We start from the raw sequence: 23,417 nt of genomic DNA, 5'->3' as shown, positions 1-23,417 counted from the left end.
GTCGAATAATTCAATGAGCGAATCTTTAACACACAATAAGCCGAATAAGCGTTCCCTGGAAAGTCCAGACGATATTGATTTTGGTTATTTATTTGGACTGCTGAAAGACAATCGCTGGCTGATTATTGGAACGTCAATTCTGACGCTTTTTCTGGGTGTGCTATACGGCGTTTCCGCAACGCCAATATATAAAGGTGATGCGTTACTGCAAATAGAAAAGAAAAGCAGTGGAGTGCCTGGGCTTTCAGAGCTAAACCAGATTTTTGATCAGGAGGCATCTGCTGCTGCTGAAGTGGAAATACTTCGGTCCAGAATGGTCCTGAAGGATGTTATTGATCAGCTTAAAATGAATATCGTGGTTACGCCCCACAGGATGCCGGTTTTGGGTGATATTTCAAGTCCTGCCCCTGCTCCTGCCTTCGTGCCAAAGCCACTTTTTGCCGGCTACAGAGACAGTGAAACGTTCGTTAATATAAAAAGTTTCAATATCCCTGAGCAGCTATTAGGTCGAACCTTCACCCTGCGTGAAGAAGCGGGCTCTCCAGTACTCTATTTGGGTGAAGATAAGGTCGGCGCCGCGGTAAAAGACAAAACCATTGTCAGTGAGGATGGGGAAATCCGCCTGGTGCTTACGGACTGGCAGCACGGTAATGAGCAACTGAACTTGGTAAAACTGCCCGACAGCAAAGCGATTAGTCAGCTCAGGTCTCGATTGACAATTAGTGAGCTGGGCAAGACAGGCATGCTGGCAATGGAAATGACCGGGCCTGATAAAAAGCGAATAAAGGCAGCGTTGGATGCCATAAGCCAGACCTATTTGCTACAAAATATTGAGCGTCGTTCTGCTGAGGCTGAAAACAGCCTGCAATTTCTGGATGAACAACTGCCTGAAATTAAGGAAAAGCTCACCGCTGCAGAAGAGAAATTAAATGCTTACCGCCTCAAGAGCGAGTCAGTTGATTTGACGCTGGAAACACAGTCTGTTCTTGAACGTGTAGTTGGTATTGAAGCAAAGATTAACGAGCTGAAGATCCGTGAAAGTGAAGTCGCTACCCGGTTTACCCAGGAGCATCCTGCCTATCAGACCCTTCTGCAACAGCGAAACTCGTTAATGCAGGAAAAGAAAGAGCTCAATGATCAGATTAAACAGCTGCCTGAAACGCAACAGGATATTCTCAGGCTTATGCGGGATGTGGAAGTCACCCAGCAGATTTACGTGGGCCTACTCAATAAAGTGCAAGAATTACGGATTCTCAAAGCCGGAACAGTAGGCAGCGTCAGGATTATTGATGAGGCACTGGTGCAGCCCGCACCAATAAAGCCACAGAAAGCAATCATTGCAATGATTGCGGTCGTACTGGGTTTCATGGGGGCAGTGGCCTTCGTGCTTGTCAGGGCGGCATTCAACAAGGGCATTGAGTCGCCAGAAAAGCTGGAAGAGCAGGGTATATCTGTTTATGCCACTGTTCCTCTTTCCAGTCAGCAACTGAAGGTTGATCGGCTTGCTGCACTGAAGAAAAGCCGGAAAAAATCATCTCACAGCCAGTCTATATCCTTGTTGGCAAACGTTGATCCCAATGATCTTGCCATTGAATCACTACGGAGCCTGCGTACCAGTCTTCATTTCGCAATGATGGATGCGGCCAACAACATCCTCATGGTAACCGGCCCTAGCCCGGGAGTGGGGAAATCCTTCCTGTCAGCAAATCTGGGTGCTGTTTTAGCCCAGACAGGTCAACGTATTGTTGTTGTAGATGGAGATATGCGCAAAGGGCATCTTCATCGTTATTTTAGCAAGAATAATGAGCCTGGCCTCTCTTCCTACTTGTCAGGGCAGAGTGACAAATCCGATATCGTTCAGGAGTCAGGTACCGAAAACCTCGACTTTATTTCAAGAGGCAAGGCTCCACCGAATCCCTCTGAGCTTCTGATGCATGAGCGTTTCCAGATACTCATGAATGCCCTGAGTGAAGAATATGACCTGGTGCTTATTGATACGCCGCCGATACTTGCAGTCACCGATGCGGCCATCGTGGGGCAGACGGCAGGCAGCAGCCTTCTGGTCACAAGGTTTGCAGTGAATTCAGTCAAAGAGATTGATGCAGCCTTGACACGTTTCTCTCAGAACAACGTGGAAATCAAAGGTGCAATCCTTAACTGTATGGAGCGTCGTGCCACTAACGAATATGGCTATTATACCTATGCATACAGTAGCGAGAACTAATCCTCAAGGATTGATATAGCACTCGAAGAGAGTATTTCACTGCAACAGAAATGGACCGGTTGAAAAAATGGACCTGAAAGATATCAGTATCGCAGTCATTGGCTTGGGTTATGTGGGGCTTCCCCTTGCTGTTGAATTCGGTAAGCAGCGACGTGTTGTTGGTTTTGATATCAGCAAAGAACGAATTAAAGGCCTGAAGAGAGGGCACGACATTACCCTGGAAGTCAGTGATCAGGAGTTGGCGCAGGCTCAAAACCTGGCTTTCAGCTCAGATCCAGGTGATCTGGAAGGATGTAATGTATATATCGTAACGGTGCCGACACCTATCGATGAGCACAAACGCCCGGATCTCACTCCACTGATCAAAGCATCAGAAACCATTGGGAAGACACTCAAGAAAGGCGACGTGGTCATTTATGAGTCCACCGTTTACCCAGGTGCGACGGAAGAGGATTGTGTGCCAGTCCTGGAAGCTTCATCAGGTCTTGTTTTCAATAAAGATTTTTTTGCCGGCTACAGCCCAGAACGAATCAACCCGGGTGATAAAGAGCACAGGGTAACAACCATTACCAAGGTAACAGCAGGCTCAACACCTGAAATCGCTGAGCTAGTAGATCAGCTATACGGCTCCATTATTGTAGCGGGCACCCACAAAGCGTCGAGTATCAAGGTCGCCGAAGCAGCAAAAGTGATTGAAAACACACAGCGCGACTTGAATATTGCTTTGGTCAACGAACTGTCAATGATCTTCAGGAAAATGGGCATCGATACCGAGGAAGTGCTGCAGGCTGCAGGTACCAAGTGGAATTTTTTGCCCTTCAGACCTGGGCTAGTGGGCGGGCATTGCATTGGTGTAGACCCTTACTACCTTACCCACAAAGCTCAGGCCATTGGTTATAACCCTGAAGTGATTCTTGCGGGCCGCCGAATCAACGATGGCATGGGACGCTTTGTTGCCAGTGAGCTTATCAAAGCCATGTTGAAGCGTTCTATCCAGGTCAATGGCGCGCGCGTACTCGTTATGGGGCTTACCTTTAAGGAAAATTGCCCGGACCTGAGAAATACTCGAGTTGTTGACGTCATCAAGGAACTGCAAGACTACAACATAACTGTGGATGTTTATGATCCATGGATCGATGCCAAAGAAGCCCAGCATGAATATGGCATCACTCCTGTTGCCCAGCCGGAACAGGCAACCTACGACGGCATAATCCTGGCAGTTGCGCATCATCAATTCAAAGCTATGGGGGCGGAAGACATTCGCGGCTTTGGCAAAGCGGAACATATACTTTACGACCTGAAATACACCCTCCCTAAAAGCACGGTAGATCTGCGCCTGTAATCTTATAAATTCCAGGGCCCCATGGCAGAGGCTGTGATCAACAACCTTGCAAAGCGAAAACCAGACAATACGAGAGCGGAATCACCATGACCACGCGTTACGAAACGGTAAAAGCCGATCTGGAAGCCAACCCGAAAACCTGGCTAGTCACCGGCGTGGCCGGCTTTATCGGTTCTAACTTGCTTGAAACCCTCCTCAATCTGGGGCAAAGGGTGATTGGCCTGGATAACTTTGCAACCGGTCACCAGCATAATCTGGATGAGGTCCAATCCTCCGTTTCATCAGATAACTGGCTGGGGTTCACCTTTATTAATGGTGACATCCGAAACATGGAAGACTGCAGGCAAGCTGTCAAAGGAGTGGATTATGTATTGCACCAGGCTGCACTCGGCTCCGTTCCTCGCTCCCTCGAAGACCCCATCACCACCAACCAGGCAAATATTGATGGCTTTCTTAACATGCTTGTCGCTGCAAAAGATGAGGCCGTAAGCAGCTTTACCTATGCCGCATCCAGCTCGACCTATGGCGATCACCCGGGCTTGCCAAAGGTAGAGGATGTAATTGGTAAACCACTTTCACCGTATGCAGTTACCAAGTATGTCAACGAGCTGTACGCGGACGTTTTTGCCCGTGCCTATGATTTCCAGACTATTGGCCTGCGGTATTTCAATGTATTCGGCAAGCGCCAGGATCCCGACGGAGCCTATGCGGCAGTGATTCCCAAATGGACAGCTGCCATGATCAAAGGAGAAGACGTTCATATCAATGGTGATGGTGAGACCAGTCGAGACTTCTGCTATATCGAGAATGTAGTGCAGATGAACCTGCTGGCAGCAACAACAGAAGGTGAAGCCAGAAACCAGGTCTATAACGTTGCAGTAGGTGACAGGACAACCCTTAACATGCTTTTCGATGCATTACAGTCCGCGTTAGCCTCGAACCAAGTGACTTACAGCAAAAAACCGCGCTATCGCGATTTTCGTGCGGGTGATGTTCGGCACTCGCAAGCGGACATTACCAAGGCCAATACTCTGCTTGGTTATAATCCGAATTTTGAAATATATGAAGGTATTTCTGAGGCCATGACTTGGTATGTCAAAAATATTTTATGACATGATCTGCCTTTTTTCTTTCCTGCATTGTTGCGCAAATAGTTTTTCTGTGAAAGTGACAAAGCCATTATGAAAGGAATCGTGATTAATGTCGGGTTAAGGCAATCTTTTATAGGAAGCTTTCTATTAAGGCTTGTCAGCTTGGCAGCTGGGTTTGCTGGCTCGGTGGTTTTGGCAAGAACTCTTGGCGCAGATGACTATGGCATTTACGCTTATATTTTTTCAATCGTTACTATTTTGGCAATACCTGCACAAGTAGGCATGCCGACACTAATTGTAAGGGAGACCGCAAAGGCTCGAGCTCTTGAGCAATGGCCAATAATGAAGGGGGTTTGGTACTGGGCGGCTCGCATGATTTTAGCCATATCCTTCATTCTTGCTATAGGGGGGCTTGCGGTTGGACTCCTGTGGCGAGACCAGATGGGGGACGAGTATTTTTATACCTTAATTGGCGGGCTAATCCTCGTGCCAATCATGGCAATAGGCCAGTGTCGGGATGCAGCTTTAAGAGGCCTTAGACAAATTATAAAAGGGCAGTTAGCAGATTCTGTTATACGGCCTCTGTTGCTTTCGATATTAGTAGGCGGATTGCCGTTAATTTTCGCCGTTTCCATAAGCCCATCATCGGCGATGATGCTTCATGTGCTAGCTGCAATGATTGCATTTTTCGTAGGGTTTACGTTGTTTTATCTGTTTAAGCCAAAAGAATTAAGCTCTGCTCAAATTGATTATTCCCAGTCGAGACACTGGTTAAAGTCTTTACTGCCGCTCGGGCTGATAGGAGCGCTCCAGATAGTTAGCGCTCAAACTGATATCATTATGCTCGGGATACTTAGAGAAGAAAAAGAAGTTGGGATATACAAGGTGGTAGTGTCTGGTGCAGCACTAACTCTATTTGGTATTCAATTAGTAAATACTGTCATTGGCCCGCGGCTGGCTGAGTATTATGCGAAGTCAGATTTAGTTAAGCTGCAAAAAATAGTGACTTTAGGGAGCGCTCTGACAGTCGTTATTACAGTTCCTGCTGTGTTTGTTTTGGTGTTCTGGGGTGATGTGGTTTTGTACCATGTTTTTGGTAGCGAATACTCAGAAGGGTATATACCTTTAACTATTCTTGTTGTGGCCCAATTGGTAAATGCTTTTTTTGGCCCGGTTGGCATGTTGCTTAATATGTCTGGCCATGAAAGATATAGCGTTTACTGGTTGATTGCTGCTGCATCGGCTAATGTTATTCTTAATTTTATTTTAATTCCCTCGAGCGGCATGACAGGCGCTGCATTCGCTTCGTTAGTGTCAATTTGTATATGGAATATCGGATTCTGGATAACGGCTAAAGTAAAAACAGGGATAGATGGTAGTGTGCTGTCTATTCTGAATGGTTTTTTAGTCAGATAGATATGGTTTTCAGTTTTTATTGTTGTTTCATGAATCTGATTGTTTGGATGCGTAATGTTTAATGAATCAAACCTTTTTATAGTTGGTGCACCAAAATGCGGAACTACAACTCTCGCATACTGGCTAAGTCAGCATGAAGAAATATTTATGCCTGCTATAAAAGAACCGCATTTTTATAATACAGATAGTAATCATCGCGTCATTACTGTTAGAAGTGACTATCTCAAGCTGTATTCATCGCTAGAGTCTGAGAGTGCAAATTACAGGCTAGATGCTTCAGTGTGGTACCTTTATTCAGAAGCAGCGATACGTAATATTGAAGAAGAAAATAGATTAAAAAAAGCAAGGTATATAGTTTGCTTAAGAAATCCTGTGGAAATGGCTCCTTCGCTGCACCAAGAGCTTTTTATGGGAGGATCGGAGACAGTGAAAAATTTTCGTGAGGCCTGGTCCCTTCAAGATAATCGAGCGCAGGGTAAAGACATACCGCCAAGCTCGCACGAACCTAAACATCTTATTTACAGAGATATATGCAGTTTGGGGAAATACACACAAAGATTGATGTCGATGGTGGCTGATAGCGAACGAGTTTTTTTTGTTACTCTTGATGAAATGAGAGAGTCACCTCGAGCTACGCTTGAAGAAATATTTTCTTTTCTGAATTTAGAAGCGCCTAGATTTCCAGTTAATTTAGATGTTAAAAATGAAGCAAGAAAGCCAAAATACTATCTCCTGGATAATCTTTATAAGAAACTTTTAGCCCTAAGGTACAAATATTTTAGTTGGCTTCCGTCACTTGGTTTTTTGCGGTTTTTGAAAAAAGGTAATGTTTCCTTCGAGAAAGGCAAGATTAATGCATTGAGCGATCAAGAGAAACAAGCGCTGACTGTTTTTTTTCAAGAGGATATGGCGCTGCTGTCAAAAATAACTGGAAAAAAAGTTACTGAAAGGTAATGGTTTTTTATGTCAAAAAAACATTCTTCTAGCCTTGATGGTGTGTCAGTAATAATTACCACGTATAACGATGCATGTTATTTGCCTAAAGCACTTGATTCCATTGGAAGGCAAAAGCTTATTCCGACAGAAGTGATTGTTGTAGATGATGGCTCTGAAGATGATTTCGCTTCAGAGTTTGTTTCTGGAAAATCTTACCCATTCGCTGTTTCTTCATATAAGAAAGAAAATGGGGGGGCTTCTGAAGCCAGGAACTATGGTCTCGCGAAGGCATCTGGCGAGTTTGTAGCATTTCTTGACGTTGATGATTTCTGGCTTGAAGATAATCTGTTATATAAATACCGAAAGCTGAAGAAGAAAACCCAAGAGTATTTTGGTTGTTATGGCGGTTATGTCTCAGAGCCAGGGGGCTTTAGATCGAATTTTAAAGATTGCAAAGCACAAGTCGTACCAGATGATATCGGCAAAGTTAACGGTTTTCCTGGTGGCGCACCGATGTATTTGTTTAGGCGAAATTTGCTAGTTGAAATAGGTGGCTTTGATATTACCTTAAAGCAAAATGAAGATTTTGATCTTGTCTTGAGGCTGATTCACGCTGGATATAATGTAGCGGGTGATAATTTTATCGGCTATGTCAGAAACCTGCGAAGCGGATCGCTGACTAGAGGTGGTAACTATAAGTCAGCTTATCAGAACGTTTCGAATTTTCTTGACAAAGCAGAGGCTGGAAAATATTTCTCGAGTGAAGAAGTGTCGAATAGAAGGGCGCTAAATGCTCTTTCTTGCTGGAAAAAATGTTTTTTAAAATTCGAGGAGTTTTCTTTTCAGAAACTCCTTCTTGATGAGGCTTTGCGCAATCCTGAGATAATTGGGATGAAATACCTTCCATTAAAGATGTATAGAATACTGTTGGCGGCGTTCCTGTGAATAGAATCATGTCAAAATTTAAATGGAGATTAAACCTGTATCGCCGGAAAAAGTTTTGGGCTGATGCTGGTTGTATCTTCATTCATGTGCCAAAGGCAGCCGGCACCAGTGTTAATCATGCATTATATGGCCGGACGCTTGGCCACTATTCCGCGCTGGAGATAGAAAAAACTTTTCCTCGACTTTTTGAACGTGCTTTTACATTTACTCTCGTCAGAAATCCATGGGATCGAGCCTTGTCGGCTTACCGGTTCGCCAGACAAGGACAGACAGACTCAATGGGTGTGCTAAACCCCGGGCAGTACCAGATCCCGGGTTTTGATTCGTTTGAGCGCTTTGTTAACGACTGGCTCCCTGCCCAGGATTTATTGAAAACAGATTTTATCTTTCAGCCTCAGTCCCATTTTGCTTGTGATGCTAATGGCGAGATAATGGTCGATTTTGTAGGTAAGGTTGAGTCTCTGAATAAAGATATGCAGATTGTCTCAGCACGGCTTGGCCGTAATATTTCAGTGGGCAAATCAAACTCAACCCGATTGGCGGGAACTGACTACAGATCCGCGTTCACTTCAAATGAAATGATTGATGCAATATCGACCCTGTATAGGAATGACGTAAATAAATTTGGTTATTGTTTTGAATAATGGTGTTTCCATTCTATGAAAATTATGCACGTCATTAGCAGTCCTAGCGCAGGCGGCGCCGAAGTCTTTGTGCGTGATATGTCTACCAAGATGGCGAAGGCCGGTCATAAACTCCACATTGTTTTTTATCAGTCAGCAAAAGAAACAGGCAGAGATGAAAATTACGAAAAAGATTTTCTGTCTACGATTTCAAAGTGTGGGGTGGAGTATAGCTTTGTTGGCATAAAAGCAAGAAAAAACCCATTTTTCGGGGTTTCAAGGCTTAACAGGATAATTAGCAATTTTTCCCCGGATGTGGTTCATGCTCATCTTTATCCTGCACTCTTACTTTTGCTATTCATTCCTGGGGTTCCTGTCGTTTTTACGAAGCATAGTATTCGTTTGGGCTTGCCCCGCTGGCTGCTACCCTTGTTTTTGTTTAGAGTGAAAAAATTTATTGCAATCTGCGAGGCTTGTGTTTCTGCATTTAGAGAATCTGTTGGCGGGAAGCTTGTGCAAATTGACAATGGTGTTTCCCGGGATAGGGTCTGCACTATCAAGTCGGTTCCTAAACGAACCGTGATTTTTTTATTTCTGGGCCGCCTATCGCCAGAAAAGAATGTAGCCATGATTATTGAGGCATTTAACTTTTTACGGGATTACGATTTTCACCTTAATATTGCTGGAGAGGGGCCTGATCGGGTGTATCTTGCCGATTTGGTAGAAGGGTTCGGATTAAATGGAAAGGTATCTTTTTTGGGTAACGTCAGCAATCCAGCCTCGCTCCTTTCTCAGTCTGATGTATTTTTACTCTCTTCAAACAGCGAGGGCTTACCAATTTCACTATTAGAAGCCGCGTTAACCGGGTTGCCGAGTATTGTTACGGATGTTGGTGGATGTGCTGAGGTTATTGAAAAGTGTAAAAATGGCTATACTGTAAAGCCTGGTGACACAAAAGCTTATGCTGAAAACATCAGAAAGCTTATTGAAAACCCCGGTTTGCGTGGGGAATTTTCTCGCAATGCGCTCAACAGCTCCCGCCACTACAGTATTGATAGATGTGTTGCCGACCACTTGGCGCTTTATAGGAATATTCTGTGACCGAGCCAGTAGCGTATAGTACTGTTTGGCATGTTGTGTCAATTGCTATTGTTTTCCTTTTGGGCCTTTTTTTCTGTGTTTTAATTGGTAGAAAAATCGGCATTGGTTTTCGCTTTTCTGTTTTTCTTTATTTGTATCACTCCTTTTGGTGTTTAGTGTATTTCTGGTATGCAGGAATGCATGGCTCTGATGCCTTTGCTTATTACAATCAGGGTTTGCTAGGTATTGATAGGATATGGTTTGGCAGTCATGCTATCGTTATTGTTGTCTCTTTTCTGACGTCTGTTTTTTCGCTGTCGTATTTGGGGGTTTTTTTATTTTTTAATTTTCTAGGGGCTGTTGGTTATTTGTTTTTTTATTCAAGCCTTCGTTGTGCGTCTATAGGTTCAAAAAAATGGGTTAACTATTTGATTTTTTCTGTGCTTCTTCTTCCTTCTGTTAGTTTTTGGTCTTCTGCTCTCGGAAAAGATGCCATATCATTTTTGGCCGTTAACCTGGCCTTGTGGTCAGCTCTGGACTTCTCTCGACGAATGTCGCTTATGTACCTTGCCATTCTTCTGATGTTGGTTGTCCGACCTCATATGGCGGGCCTTCTTGTGATGTCACTTTCAGTTGCTTTGTTTTTCGATTCTCGTGCAGGAACCCTGAGAAAAGTTTTTCTCGGAGCGGTTTTTACCTTGGGGGCCGTTTTTCTTGTGCCTTTTGCCCTTGATTATGCAGGTGTTAAGGGTGGCGCTAATATCGACTCTGTAATGGATTTTATCGATAAGAGGCAGTCGATCACTAAAGGTGAGAGCTCAGTAGACATCTCTTCGATGTCATTTCCCGTTAAGCTATTAAGTTATGCATTTCGACCAATGATATTTGAGGCAACGTCAGTTTTTGGTTTGGCTGCCTCTTTTGACAACTTGATATTGATGTTTTTGTTCATCTATGGAATCTGTCTCGGTTTTTGGCGAAAACTTAACCCGGAATATGGAAATATAATTTTTATCGTGTTTTATCTTTTTGGTGCCTGGGCTGTTCTCGCGTTAACTACCACTAACCTGGGAATCGCCTTGCGACAGAAATGGATGTTCTCACCATTTCTTATTTACCTTTGTCTTAGTTATATCAATCAGCGACAGTTGGGTCGGTTGAAATGAACATGGATCTTTGGTCTCTTTATAGAAAACTCCCCTTTTGGTTCCAGGATTTTCTAATTACTGCTGTAAATGTAAATCAGTATAGAATTCGAAGAAAAGGAAGGTACTCTTTTTATAGGAAGTATTATTCTCGCGACTGGTCTTCTGATAAACGCTTGTGGAAGGCTGAGTCAGAAGTACGATTGGCAGATTTTCTTCAATTTTCTTGTTCCCAATCAATGTGGTTTTCCTCTGTGGGTTCATCGTCTCTTTCCTTTTTTCCTTTGCTGGAAAAAAGTGATTTGGTCAAGAATTTGAAAAGAATAAAAACGATTGATGAAAAAGATGCTGTCGTTAGCCTCACTGGTGGCACTACTGGCGCTTCTATGAAGGTGCTATATACCGTTGAGGATACTCAGGAGCGTTTCGCATTATTGGATACTTTCAGAGCTGGTCACGGCTATGAGCTTGGAAAAAAAGTTGCATGGTTCAGTGGCAAAAACCTTGCAACAGATAGAGATGTCAAAAAAGGTCGTTGTTATCGTGATGATCTGATTAACAAGATTCGTTTTTTTTCGACTTTTCACATTAACGAGAGAAATTTTAACTCATACTGGAATGCACTTGAAAGGTTTTCGCCCGAATTTATTGTTGGCTTCCCCTCCAGTGTTTTTGATATTTGTGAAATTGCAGACAGGAAAGGTCTAAAACTCCATAACCGGGTCAGGGTTTTTTTTCCTACGGCGGAAGTGGTTCTTCCGCAACATCGTGAAGTTATTGGTCGTGTTTTGGGCTGCCAACTTGTTGATCAGTATGCATCATCAGAGGGGGCGCCGTTCATTTTAGAATGTACCTCTGGGCGGCTTCATATTCATCCATTGAGTGGTGTTTTTGAAGTTGTCGACGAAAATTTTAAACCCGCTCTTGAGGGGGAATTGCTGGTTACCTCTTTCACCACTCACGGAACTCCTCTGATCCGCTACAGAGTGGGCGATCGTATTAAATTGGCACCCCCAGAGGAGTGTTGCGAATGTGGTTCTACTTTTCCGCTTGTGGAACGCATTGATGGCCGAACCAGTGACTACGTCCTCTCACCAGAAAATGGGCGTGTCAATCTTGGTAATCTTAGTAATTCCACTAAAAGTGTGTCCGGCATCATTGCCTTCCAGGTCATCCAGGATTTTCAGGATGAGATTGATGTTCATGTAATGGCTTCAGACTTGTTTACTGACTCCGAACGGGCAAAGTTTATCGATGCTCTTCGTGAGCGAGTAGGCCCTACGATGTCGATTAACCTTAAAGTGGTTAATGATATCCCCCGGGAAAAGAGTGGCAAGTTTCGAATCGTTAAGAATAGGCTGAGCACCTGATGAACCGTACTTTCCTTCTGATTGCCAGTTTTCCGGATTCGTTGATCAAGTTTCGTGGTCCTCTGATCGAGTCATTACTTGCTGTGGGTTGTAAAGTACATGTGGCCGTTCCAGGCCTTGACCCCTACTCAGATGTTGCTATTTGGCTCAAAGCGCGTGATGTTCAGGTCCATGATATTGCTCTCCAGCGGACAGGCATGAATCCGGCAAAGGATCTGTCTGTTTTGTTTGCTCTTCGAAAGCTGATGCGACAGCTTCGTGCGGACTATGTGCTTGGTTATACCATTAAGCCTGTGATCTATGGTTCGCTGGCCGCCTGGATTGCGGGGGTAACGAACCGCTTTGCCCTGATTACCGGACTAGGCTATGCCTTTACCGGGGAGGCAACAGGCTTGCGCAATGTGCTGCGTAGGTTGATTCAGCAGCTGTATCGGTTTTCGCTTTCACGTAATCAACTTGTGTTCTTCCAGAACCCCGACGATGAAGCGCTATTCCGGGAACTCTCATTGTTGGACCCCGCCATCCCTTCTTGTGTAGTCAATGGTTCGGGTGTAGATGTGGCTGAATATACAACCACACCGCTGCCTGAGAAGCCCTCTTTTTTGCTGATTGCGCGTTTGCTCGGTGACAAGGGAGTGCGTGAATATGCTCAGGCGGCGGCCCTGGTCAAGCGACGTTTTCCAGAAGTAACTTTCCGGATGGTTGGCTGGATCGATGATAACCCGGATGCGATTTCCCAAGCTGAGCTGGATGGCTGGATAGGGGCGGGTACGATTGAGTTCCTGGGTAAGCTTTCTGATGTGCGCCCAGCGATCAGAGATAGCAGCGTCTATGTATTGCCATCTTACCGTGAAGGAACGCCGCGCACTGTGCTGGAAGCCATGGCCATGGGGCGAGCAGTGATTACTACCGATGCACCTGGCTGTCGTGAGACGGTTGTGGATGGGTGCAATGGCTTTCTTGTGCCTGTTCAGGATGCGGCAACGCTGGCCGCGTCGATGGTGAAGTTTATCGATAGCCCGGATCTAGTGGCCGCCATGGGGGCTCGCTCGCGACAGATTGCCGAAGAGAAGTATGATGTACACATGGTGAATGCGGTGATGCTCAGGGAAATGAGGCTTAAATGAAGCGTTTGATGGATATCCTTGGGGCGATGGCGGGTTTGCTGCTGCTGGCGCCGGTCATTGTTCTGTTGGCGTTTCTTGTCAGGTTCAAGCTTGGCCGCCCTGTGCTGTTTCGGCAGATCCGCCCGGGTAGGGCCGGGAAGGCGTTTCAGATGGCCAAATTCCGCACCATGACGGATGATCGCGATGCCAATGGTGATCTGCTGCCCGACGCAGCTCGTCTGACCGGATTTGGCCAGTTTCTGCGGTCCAGCAGTCTGGATGAGCTGCCAGAGCTGTGGAATGTATTGATGGGTGATATGAGTCTGGTTGGCCCACGCCCCTTGTTAATGGAATATCTGCCCCTCTATTCCAATCGCCAAGCCCGTCGCCATGAGGTGCGACCGGGTGTTACTGGCTGGGCGCAAATCAATGGCCGCAATGCGTTGAGTTGGGATGAGAAGTTCGAACTTGATGTCTGGTATGTAGAAAACCGGACAATTTGGTTAGATATAAAAATTCTGTTTCTTACGGTATGGAAGGTTATCCGCCGTGATGGCATCAGCCATGGTGAAGAGGCAACCATGCCTCGGTTTGAAGGCCCTAGCGGATATCAGGATACAAAAGAAGTCATCAGGGAGGATGCATGAAATCTATCGTCATTGTTGGGTTCGGTGGTTTTGGTCGTGAAGTTGCTTGGTTGGCGAAAGAGTGTGAGCGAGAAGTCTTAGGGTTTCTTGATGATAATGCGAAACTAGGGAAACAAGGCCCTTATACGATTCTAGGTGGCCTGGACTCTTGGGCCGATTACTCTGATTCAGAGTTTGTCGTTGCAATTGGTAATCCCAGAGTCAGGAAGCAGGTCGTTGAAAAGCTGATGGCCCGGGGGTTAGATGCTTTTGCGACACTTGTCCACCCCTCAGTAAGAATGGGCGAGAACGTGAATGTTGGCAAAGGAACAATGATTTGTGCGGGCTGTATCGTCACAGTTGATATTACTATTGGCAATCACGTAATTCTCAACCTAAACGTTACTATTGGCCATGATGATGTGATTCGCGATTATGTGACGGTCGCCCCGATGGTTGCCTTGTCTGGGAATGTGATTCTGGATCAGGGTGTCGAAGTCGGAACCGGTGCGGCGATTCGCCAAGGAATTAAGATGGCTGAAGGCTCAATGTTGGGTATGGGCGGAATCCTCACAAAAGAGACTGAGGCAAATACTATCTATGTTGGTTCTCCTGCAAAACCACTTAAACAACTTCCCGAGTTTATCTGATCTATGCTAAACGGACCTTTCTCTTGCTGGCCTTCCTTTACCCAGGAAGAGGCCGACGCGGTCTCCCGTGTATTGCTTTCCAACAAGGTGAATTACTGGACTGGTCAGGAAGGCCGTGAATTCGAGCGAGAGTTCGCGGCTTTTGCTGGTACTGAGTATGCCATTGCGGTGGCGAATGGCACCCTGGCTCTGGACTTGGCCTTGAAAGGGCTGGATATTGGTGAAGGAGATGAGGTGGTAGTCACACCCAGGACGTTTCTTGCCTCTGCGACATCGGTGATTAACGCCGGTGCGACCCCGGTGTTTGCTGATGTGGACCCGGATACCCAGAACATTAGCCCGGAGACGGTGGCCGCCGTGCTCACACCGAAGACCCGGGCGGTCTTGTGCGTGCACCTGGCGGGTTGGCCCTGCGATATGGACGGTATGATGGCGCTGGCTAATGAGCATGGGCTGTTTGTGATCGAGGATTGTGCCCAGGCGCACGGTGCTACCTATAAAGGCAAGCCAGTGGGTGGCTTGGGACATGTGGGGTGCTGGTCGTTCTGTCAGGACAAGATCATGTCCACCGGTGGAGAAGGGGGTATGGTCACCTGTAATGACCGTGATCTCTGGTCTCGCATGTGGAGCTTCAAGGATCATGGCAAAAGCTGGGACGCCGTGTATGAGCGCGATCACCCGCCCGGGTTTCGCTGGTTGCATGAGTCCGTGGGGACTAACTGGCGCCTGACGGAAATGCAGTCGGCTATTGGGCGTATTCAGTTACAACGTATGCCGGAATGGACTGTTGCTCGCCAGGAAAATTGCAAGGCGATTTGGGAGACTGCGGCGGCACTGCCGGGGTTTCGTGTGCCCGTTGTGCCGGCTGAGATTGGCCATGCTGGGTACAAATGTTATGTGTTTGTTGATGAGGCTAGGCTGGCTGAAGGCTGGGATCGGGACCGCATCATGAATGCTATTGTAGCTGATGGAGTGCCTTGTTTTTCCGGATCCTGCTCTGAGGTGTATCTGGAAAAGGCGTTTACGGATCTTGGGCTTGGGCCGAAAGAGCGGTTGCCTGTTGCGAAGGCGCTAGGTGAGTCTTCGTTGATGTTTTTGGTTCATCCGACATTGGATCAGAATGAGATTGCCAAAACCTGTGATGTACTGAAGGGGGTAATGGCGATGGCGACTTAATAGTGTCCCTTCCTGTGCAGGTCTGAGAAGAGATCGCTACCTATACCTTTGATGCCCTTGTGATTAATTTCAACTCGTGGGGCCTTTGACGATTCCAGTCACCCATTTTATTTGTGAGGACTTTTTATCCGCCGCTTATTGTCTCCCGTGCTGTATCGTTTGCGTAGCGATACAGGTAGGGCGTTGATTCGTACTTTCTTAGCCAAGGCGGTTGCTGCGCTGGGAGCGTTAGCTCTGGTTATTGTGATTGGACGGTTATATGGCCCAGAGGGTGTTGGTGTATTTGCCCTGGCCCAAAGCATTTTGCTGAGCGCGGGCATTATCGCTAGGCGCGGCATGGATAATGCGCTCATGCGTTTTGTTGGCCGAGATGCTGGTTCGTCAAGGGTGAGTGGTTACCTCTACTGGGCGGTTGCACATAGCCTCTGTATTAGTGTCCCATTGTCTTTGCTGTTGGTTTTGCTGCGTGACCCAGTGATGCACTTTTTTGCCATGCCAAGTTTGGCAGAAGTTCTCCTTGGTATTGGTTTCGCGATCCCGTTTTATACGTTGGCGTTCTTGCTGGCTGGTTTCTTCAAGGGGATTAACAAGCCTGCAACCGGCGCATTACTTGAGAATGGGTCGATTCCACTCGTAACTGGGTTTTTGCTTGTTTCTGTTGGATATGTATTCCCGGATCAAGGGCAAAAGCTCGTCTACTTGGGATGGGCCTATTCTGTAGCGGCTGTCATCGTGGCGCTACAGGGTGCTCTTCAGGCGGGCTTATGGCTGAGAGAGCATCGAGCTGTATCAGGCGTCACGCAGCTTGATGTTTCCCAAAAGGGGGAGTTTCGAGTTGCATCGCAGGCTTTTTTTATTATGGGGCTGGCTGCATTTATGCAGTCGGCGTTAAGTGTCATGATCGCAGGCAAGTTTCTTGGTAGTGAAGAGCTTGGCTTGTTCAAGTCAGCTCAACAGATCGCTATTTCAGTTGGGTTTGTGTTGATGGTTATTAACGCTATTTTCCCGCCTCGTTTTGCTGCGCTATATCACCAAGGGAAAATGGATAGTCTTGGAAGGTTGGCACGTAACGGGGCGCTATTAGGGATTGTGTTGGCCGCACCGTTTTTGTTGATATGCCTGCTATTGCCGGAATGGGTTTTAAGTCTGTTAGGAGAGGGGTTTGAGCCAGCAGCACTCTTGTTGCAAATTATTGCTCTGGCTCAGTTGGTTAACGTGGCAACCGGTTCTGTCGGCTTTCTCCTTACTATGACCGGGAATGAGCGCTACATGCGCAATATTGCTCTTTTTTGTAGCAGCGTGGGCTTGCTTGGGTTCTTCATGCTTACTCCTTGGCTTGGGGCTTTGGGTGCCGCGTTGGCGCTGGCTTTTGTGTTGGTTGCTCAAAACCTGGCGGCTATGTGTTTTGTATGGCTGAAGCTTGGAATTTGGACTTTGCCAGGCCCAAACTGGTTAGCCTTGCTGGGTGTTCGTGGTCCAGAGAATCGTTGAATCGAGTGGCGCTAAATCAAGTGCAGCATGTGCGGTGCTTTGATTTGGAAGATCGGCTTCCTCCAGTCGAGGTGATGGTGTGATTCGGTGGTGCCGGTTCTCGGCAAGTCTCCTTCTTTTTTCGTTTCTTTCCCTGTTGCTGGTGTTTCACGGCGCCTATGCCATCTTGCCGTTGGTGGCTTTGGGGCTGGCTTTGCTTTGTGTGTTTTTCTGGATAGTTAACCGCGATAGCCGGTGGCGGCTGGATCGGGAGGATGGTGCCTTTCTGTTGGCGTTGCTTGTGTTTGCAGCGGTGTGGCTAGGGGATGTGTGGCGCACTGGTGTATGGCCGGTGGGCGAGGGCAACCAGGGGGTGTGGTTACCGTTGTGGCCTGTGCTGGCTGCGTTGGTGTTGGTGGCCTGGCGGAAGGCGCCTCCACGGGCTGGTTTCTGGTGGTGGGGCGTGGTCTGCGGGGCTTTTCTGGTGGCTGGCCTTGCGGCGTACGAGCATTGGTGGCTGGGGCGCTGGCGTGTGGGTAACGGGATAAATGCGATCCCCTTCGGGAATCTTGCCTTGTTGTTCGGTTCGTTGTCGTTGGCGGGGTTGGTGTCCCTTTCTTCTGCTCGAAGCGGGCTACGTCTGGCGCTTGCCTTGGCGGTAGTGGGCGGGCTGCTGGCTTCGGTGCTTTCCGGTACGCGGGGTGGCTGGGTGGTCTTCCCGGTGTTGGTGCTGATACTGCTGTTGGCGCTGCACGCAACCCGCCCCCGGTGGGGGAGGTTTCGGGGAAGCATGGTGGGGCTGGTGGCTGTTCTTGTGGCGGTGCTGTTGGCAATGTCGCTGATGCCTGGCGCGCCGGTTAAAGGGCGGCTTAGCCAGGGGGTGGCGAATTTGCAGGAATATGCCGGTGGCGATGCCGGGTCATCTCTGGGTGTGCGTTTGGAAATGTGGCGTGCAGGGTGGCAGTTGATCCAGGAAAAGCCTGGGCTGGGTTGGGGGGAAGGGCGGCTGGAGGCGCAGCGCGATCTGTGGGTAAAGGAAGGGCGCTTTCATCCAGGCATTAGCCGTTATGACCAGCTGCATAGTGATCTGGTGGATACCTTTGCCCGGCGGGGTGTGCCGGGGCTGTTGTCGCTGATGGCCTTGTATGGGGTGCCGTTGTGGTTGTTCTGGCGACATTGGCGCAGGGGGGGCGATGAGCAAGCCAGGGCCTTGGCGTTGTGTGGTGTGTTGATTGTGGTGGGGTTTGTCGGGTTTGGGCTGAGTCAGTCCATGTTGCGGGATGTGCGAGGGTTATCCGGGTATCTGGGCCTGATCGTGGGCTGCTGGTGTCTGGTTAAGGGGCGCTGTCGTTCTGTACCGGATGGGGGGTGAATCACGGTGGCGGTTTTTTGTGGAAGGTTGTCGGGTTCGCTTGCAAGCAAGCTCCTACAGTTTTGGGGGTGGAGGGGATCATTCCACGACGGTTAGCAGGGGGTATTCCTTGCGTACTCCATGTTGGGGGTAATCCGCCACGGCGATGCGGACCTCTTCGTAGCCAAAGGCGTCTGCCAGTTGGCGGGCATGGTCCCAGCTGTTGGCGGGGTAGGGTTTGGAGGTGAGCTCTACGGTGTCCCCGTTGCTGAAGGTGTGGCGGAAGCTGGCGCGGTACAGGGGCATGGTGGGGCCTTGATGAATGTGGTGGGTGTTGGTGTGTTGGCCATTTGGAAAGCGTGGTGCTTTCGCGGCCCAAGTTCCGCTCCTACAGGGAGGGGCCTGATGTTTTTGTTTAGGGTAGTGGGTTTGGCGTGTGCTGGATGTCGGTGGACGGTGAGGAATTCTGTGGGTTTTGGCTTACATGGCGGCCGGTGCCCGAATGGTTGCATTGTAATCAATCGCAAAATCCCGGGCTGTTGCTGATGTCTTCGCAGACTTGGCCGGACCGGGATGGTTATAGTGGTGATGAATCTTTCTCATGAATTGTATTCATGCTGCGAATGATCATTGGATAATGCCAAAAAACGCTTATAATGCTGGCCCGATTCTGGAGTGTGCGTTCTGTCACATTCGATCGCTTAGAATTATGTGCTGACGCTTGCCAGCTTGGTCACATGGATGGACCCGATGACTTCTAGATTGTTGTACCCTTCGGTTTTCCGACTGATTTCGCTTACCCGCCGTTCCAAGCGTGCGGTGATGCTGGCTGCCGACGTGGCGGCGGCCCCCCTGCTGGTCTGGCTGGCCTTTTCCCTGCGCTTCAACTCCTTTGCTCCGCCGATTCATGACCTGTGGATTTTCCTGGCTGCACCGCTGGTGCTGGTTCCGGCTCTCTACCTGGCGGGGTTCTACAAGTCGATTGTTCGCTACCTGGGCGCGGAAGTGGCCTGGTCCATGCTGACGGGGGTGCTGTCCTCGGTGGTGGTGCTGGCTGCGGCGTCTTATATGATTCCGGATGCTGCTGTACCCCGTTCGGTGTTCCTGATCTGGGGCATGCTCAGCATGTTGTACCTGGGTGGTAGCCGCTTTGTGATGCGGCGCTTCCTGGTGCATGTGCTGGGTGGGGCGTTGAATCGTCAGCCGGTGGCCGTGTTTGGTGCCGGTGGTGCCGGTGCCCAGCTGGTGGCTGGCCTGCAGTCCAGTGCCGAGATGTTTGCTGCCATGGTGGTGGATGATGCCTATAACAAGCAGGGCACCTTGCTGGCCGGCGTGCCGGTGGTGGATCGCAAGGCGCTGGAGAAAGCCTGCCGGCGCGGAAAGGTGACCTCGGTATTGTTGGCTGTGCCGTCGCTGAGCCGCTCCCGGCGAATGGCTATTGTGCGCTGGCTGGAAACCCTGAATGTGAAAGTGCAGACGGTGCCTGCTTTTTCCGATATTGCCAGCGGCAAGGCGCGCATCGAAGAAATCAAGGATGTGTCCATTGAGGACTTGCTGGGCCGGGATTCGGTGCCGCCCAAACAGGAGTTGCTGCATCGCTGTATCAGCGGCAAGCATGTGTTGGTTACCGGTGCCGGCGGTTCTATCGGCAGCGAGTTGTGTCGCCAGATTCTGAAGTTGAAGCCCTCTTGTCTGATTCTGTTTGAACAGAGCGAGCTGAGCCTGTACGCCATTGAAAAAGAGATGGCGGCATTTATCGACTCGAAGGGGCTTCAGGTGGAGCTGTTTGCCATGCTGGGCTCGGTGGTGAACCGGGGGCACATCGAGCGGGTGTGCCGGGAGTACCGGGTGGATACGGTTTACCATGCCGCCGCCTATAAGCATGTGCCGATTGTGGAAGCCAACCCATCCGCCGGGGTGCGCAATAATATTCTGGGTACGCTGGAAGCGGCTCAGGGGGCTGAGTCCGCAGGCGTGAAGCACTTTATTCTGGTGTCCACCGACAAGGCGGTGCGCCCCACCAATGTGATGGGCGCTACCAAGCGTTTTGCCGAGATGGTGCTGCAGGCCATGGCGGACCGGGGCTCCGATACGGTTTTTTCCATGGTGCGCTTTGGCAATGTGCTGGGCTCTTCCGGCTCGGTGGTGCCACTGTTTCGGGATCAGATTCAGCGCGGTGGGCCATTGACGGTGACACACCCGGATGTGATCCGTTATTTCATGACCATTCCTGAAGCGTCCCAATTGGTGATTCAGGCCGGTGCCATGGCCAAAGGCGGCGAGGTGTTCGTGCTGGATATGGGCGAGCCGGTTCGAATCGTGGATCTGGCACGCACCATGGTTCACCTGATGGGCCTGTCCGTGAAAGACGACGAGACACCCAACGGGGATATCGAGCTTGCCTTTACCGGCCTGCGCCCGGGCGAAAAGCTTTATGAAGAGCTGCTGATCGGTGAGTGCAGCGTGGGCACCGAGCATGAAATGATCATGCAGGCCACCGAAGAGCGGCTGAGCTGGGATGAAATCCAGTTTGCCCTGGAATCGTTCCGCAAGGCCCTGGAGAAGGGTGACAAAGTGGCGCTGAAGGCCTTGCTGCGCAGCTATGTGGCAGGGTATGAGCCGGGCACCAATGGTAGCCGCCCGCTGGAAAGCATGCGGACCCGGGAGTTGCCCAGGTTGGTGTCGGATAACCGGGCTTTGGCGGACTAGTCGGCTTTATCGAATCCTGGAGCCTTCGCGATGCAAGCATCGCTTCCCACAGAAAATCCAAATCGGTCGCAGGGCTTCTGATTTTTGTGGGAAGTGATGCTTGCATCACGAAGGTCGCGGCAACCAGGCTTGGTCACTCACACCGGCGACTCTGGCCCCGCCTTCCCAATTCCTCCGCTCTTTCCTTATAAGATTTTGAACTAGCTTGCCCCTTTTTATATGTCCTTTTCCCTGTAAAATGCCCCTTTTCTGCGCAACCTGTGGCCCCATTGGCCTTTTGAGGGAATTCGCCCCGTGAATATGGATATCCTGATAACCCTGTTGATTGTGGCTTCGGTGCTGGGCGCGCTGGTCAGCAATCGGGTGCCGGCGGATATCACCATGATGGCCGCGCTGGTGATGGTGTTGGTCACCGGGGTAGTGTCTCCCGGTGAGGCGCTGTCCGGCTTTGCCAACCCGGGGCTGATGACCATTGCCGCCCTTTATGTGGTGGCGGCGGCCTTGCGGGATACCGGGGCCATTTACTGGGTGGCGCACCGTCTACTCGGCCAGCCGAAATCCGTGTTTGCCAGCCAGTTGCGGCTGGTGGCGCCGGCCTCTCTGCTGAGTGCCTTTCTGAATAACACCACTGTGGTAGCGATGATGATTCCGGCGGTGCAGGAGTGGGCCCAGCGCCTGCGTCTATCTGCGTCGAAGCTGCTGTTGCCGCTGAGTTATGCGGCCATTCTCGGTGGTACCTGTACCCTGATCGGCACCAGTACCAACCTGGTGGTGGATGGTCTGGTGCAGGAAAGAGGCATGGAGGCCTTCGGAATCTTTGATGTGGCCTGGGTGGGCATTCCGGTGTTGCTGGGGGGGGCTGCGTTTCTGTTGCTGGCTGGCCGTTTTCTGCTGCCTGAGCGTGAGGGCATGGTGGAGCAGTGGGAGCACGCCCGCGAATACCATGTGGAAATGCTGGTAGGCAAGGGCAGCCCGCTGGCGGGGCGTTCCATTCAGGATGCCGGGTTGCGTAACCTGACCTATGGGTATCTCACCGAGATCCAGCGAGGCGAGCGCCTGTTCCCGGCGGTGGGGCCGGAGATGACCCTGCAGGAAGGAGATCTGCTGGCCTTTGTCGGGGTGCCGGAATGTGCCCGGGAATTGCAGCGAATCAATGGTCTGCAGGCGGCCCATGGCGGTGCGCACAAGCTGGCATTGAACAATCACCAGCGGCATTTGGTGGAAGTGGTGTTGAGCCCGGAGTTCCCGGGTATCGGTAAGACGGTAAAGGAAACGGGCTTTCGTACCCGGTACCAGGCCGCCATTCTCAGTATCAGCCGCAGTGGCCAGCGCTTGCCCGGCAAGGTAGGCGAGCTGGTGTTGAAGGTGGGTGACACCCTGTTGCTGGAAACCAGCGAGCAGTTTGTGGAGCAGTATCGCTACCGCCGGGATTTCATGCTGGTCAGCCCGCTGAAAGATTCCACGCCGCCGGATTTCCGCCGCGCACCGGTTGCCGTCGGGGTGCTGGTGGCCATGGTGATGGCCAATGTGCTGGGGCTGGCATCGACCCTGGAAGCAGCCCTGTTGGCCGCGGGCCTGCTGCTGGTAACGCGCTGTGTCACGGTAAACCGCTCGCGCATGAATGTGAGTGTGAATCTGCCGGTATTGGTAGTGATCGGCGCCTCCTTTGCGCTGGGCCGAGCCATGGAAAGCAGCGGCGCTGCCGCCTGGATCGTGGATCAGGTGATCCCGGACAGCGGGCTGTCCCCCTGGCTGGCACTGGTAATTGTCTACCTGCTGACCGCCATGTTCACCGAGATGATCACCAACAACGCCGCCGCCGTGCTGGTATTCCCCATCGCTCTGGGTGTAGCGGAACAACTGGGCGTCAGCCCCATGCCCTTCATCGTCGCCGTCATGTTCGCCGCCTCAGCAAGCTTCATGACCCCACTGGGCTACCAGACCAATCTGATGGTAATGGGCCCGGGGGGCTATACCTTCCGCGATTACCTGAAAATCGGGTTTCCGATGAGTGTGGTGGTGGCGGTGATTACGTTGACGGTGATTCCCCTTGTCTGGGGGTTCTAGCGGCTAGCTACAAGCTACAAGCTACAAGCTACAAGCTACAAGCTACAAGCTACAAGCTACAAGCTACAAGCTACAAGCTACAAGCTACAA

General features: G+C 49.8%; 19 protein-coding genes. 18 read left to right on the top strand and 1 reads right to left on the bottom strand.

What is annotated here, in order from left to right; genetic code table 11:
• The first annotated feature begins 13 nt into the window (after nt 1-13).
• The 16 genes from C4S63_RS00930 to C4S63_RS00855 all read left to right on the top strand — a co-directional run bounded on the left by C4S63_RS00930 (nt 14) and on the right by C4S63_RS00855 (nt 18,572).
• Nucleotides 14-2,224, top strand: a complete 2,211-nt coding sequence (locus tag C4S63_RS00930; RefSeq protein WP_103916425.1) for a polysaccharide biosynthesis tyrosine autokinase — start codon at nt 14-16, stop codon at nt 2,222-2,224.
• A 67-nt stretch (nt 2,225-2,291) separates the two neighbouring features.
• Complete coding sequence (gene tviB / locus C4S63_RS00925) at nt 2,292-3,566, top strand: Vi polysaccharide biosynthesis UDP-N-acetylglucosamine C-6 dehydrogenase TviB (RefSeq protein ID WP_103916424.1); 1,275 nt, start codon at nt 2,292-2,294, stop codon at nt 3,564-3,566.
• Nucleotides 3,567-3,652: 86 nt separating this feature from the next.
• Nucleotides 3,653-4,678, top strand: coding sequence for an NAD-dependent epimerase/dehydratase family protein (locus C4S63_RS00920; protein WP_103916423.1), 1,026 nt, complete (start codon nt 3,653-3,655; stop codon nt 4,676-4,678).
• Between the two features lie 69 nt (nt 4,679-4,747).
• The gene (locus tag C4S63_RS00915) at nt 4,748-6,073 is read left to right on the top strand and encodes a flippase (RefSeq protein ID WP_103916422.1); all 1,326 of its coding nucleotides are present in this window, start codon (nt 4,748-4,750) and stop codon (nt 6,071-6,073) included.
• Between the two features lie 54 nt (nt 6,074-6,127).
• A complete protein-coding gene (locus C4S63_RS00910) occupies nt 6,128-7,027 on the top strand; it encodes a sulfotransferase domain-containing protein (RefSeq protein ID WP_103916421.1) in 900 nt (299 codons plus the stop codon).
• A 9-nt stretch (nt 7,028-7,036) separates the two neighbouring features.
• A complete protein-coding gene (locus tag C4S63_RS00905) occupies nt 7,037-7,954 on the top strand; it encodes a glycosyltransferase family A protein (RefSeq protein WP_103916420.1) in 918 nt (305 codons plus the stop codon).
• 8 nt (nt 7,955-7,962) lie between these two features.
• Nucleotides 7,963-8,598, top strand: coding sequence for a sulfotransferase family 2 domain-containing protein (locus C4S63_RS00900; protein WP_103916419.1), 636 nt, complete (start codon nt 7,963-7,965; stop codon nt 8,596-8,598).
• A 15-nt stretch (nt 8,599-8,613) separates the two neighbouring features.
• Nucleotides 8,614-9,678 carry a glycosyltransferase family 4 protein gene (locus tag C4S63_RS00895; RefSeq protein WP_103916418.1) on the top strand — a complete coding sequence of 355 codons (1,065 nt, stop codon included), beginning with the start codon at nt 8,614-8,616 and terminating at the stop codon, nt 9,676-9,678.
• Entirely contained in the window at nt 9,675-10,823 is a 1,149-nt protein-coding gene (locus C4S63_RS17250; RefSeq protein ID WP_146063338.1) for a hypothetical protein, read from the top strand. The genes C4S63_RS00895 and C4S63_RS17250 overlap by 4 nt, the downstream gene beginning before the upstream one ends.
• A 2-nt stretch (nt 10,824-10,825) precedes the next feature.
• Nucleotides 10,826-12,172, top strand: coding sequence for a phenylacetate--CoA ligase family protein (locus C4S63_RS00885; RefSeq protein WP_103916416.1), 1,347 nt, complete (start codon nt 10,826-10,828; stop codon nt 12,170-12,172).
• Nucleotides 12,172-13,299 (top strand): glycosyltransferase family 4 protein, encoded by a 1,128-nt coding sequence (locus C4S63_RS00880; RefSeq protein ID WP_103916415.1) that lies wholly within the window; start codon nt 12,172-12,174, stop codon nt 13,297-13,299. Before C4S63_RS00885 ends, C4S63_RS00880 begins: the two co-directional genes overlap by 1 nt.
• Complete coding sequence (locus tag C4S63_RS00875; protein WP_103916414.1) at nt 13,296-13,925, top strand: sugar transferase; 630 nt, start codon at nt 13,296-13,298, stop codon at nt 13,923-13,925. Before C4S63_RS00880 ends, C4S63_RS00875 begins: the two co-directional genes overlap by 4 nt.
• A complete protein-coding gene (locus tag C4S63_RS00870) occupies nt 13,922-14,554 on the top strand; it encodes an acetyltransferase (RefSeq protein WP_103916413.1) in 633 nt (210 codons plus the stop codon). Before C4S63_RS00875 ends, C4S63_RS00870 begins: the two co-directional genes overlap by 4 nt.
• A gap of 3 nt (nt 14,555-14,557) precedes the next feature.
• A complete protein-coding gene (locus C4S63_RS00865) occupies nt 14,558-15,730 on the top strand; it encodes a DegT/DnrJ/EryC1/StrS aminotransferase family protein (RefSeq protein ID WP_103916412.1) in 1,173 nt (390 codons plus the stop codon).
• Between the two features lie 183 nt (nt 15,731-15,913).
• A complete protein-coding gene (locus tag C4S63_RS00860) occupies nt 15,914-17,221 on the top strand; it encodes an MATE family efflux transporter (protein WP_160052659.1) in 1,308 nt (435 codons plus the stop codon).
• 79 nt (nt 17,222-17,300) lie between these two features.
• Nucleotides 17,301-18,572 (top strand): O-antigen ligase, encoded by a 1,272-nt coding sequence (locus C4S63_RS00855; RefSeq protein WP_103916410.1) that lies wholly within the window; start codon nt 17,301-17,303, stop codon nt 18,570-18,572.
• Nucleotides 18,573-18,650: 78 nt separating this feature from the next.
• On the opposite strand, the gene C4S63_RS00850 is transcribed toward C4S63_RS00855, so the two are convergent.
• Nucleotides 18,651-18,857 carry a hypothetical protein gene (locus C4S63_RS00850; RefSeq protein WP_103916409.1) on the bottom strand — a complete coding sequence of 69 codons (207 nt, stop codon included), beginning with the start codon at nt 18,855-18,857 and terminating at the stop codon, nt 18,651-18,653.
• Nucleotides 18,858-19,301: 444 nt separating this feature from the next.
• Between C4S63_RS00850 and C4S63_RS00845 the strand changes: the two genes are divergently transcribed.
• Both C4S63_RS00845 and C4S63_RS00840 read left to right on the top strand, forming a co-directional pair.
• Complete coding sequence (locus C4S63_RS00845; protein WP_234999897.1) at nt 19,302-21,260, top strand: nucleoside-diphosphate sugar epimerase/dehydratase; 1,959 nt, start codon at nt 19,302-19,304, stop codon at nt 21,258-21,260.
• Between the two features lie 294 nt (nt 21,261-21,554).
• Entirely contained in the window at nt 21,555-23,327 is a 1,773-nt protein-coding gene (locus C4S63_RS00840; RefSeq protein ID WP_103916408.1) for an SLC13 family permease, read from the top strand.
• Nucleotides 23,328-23,417: the final 90 nt, after the last annotated feature.

The organism is Alcanivorax sp. DSM 26293 (assembly GCF_900107995.1).
Classification (GTDB): Bacteria; Pseudomonadota; Gammaproteobacteria; order Pseudomonadales; family Alcanivoracaceae; genus Alcanivorax.
The sequence above is the reverse complement of the archived record's forward strand: the minus strand, read 5'-3'. Positions and strand labels throughout refer to the sequence as shown.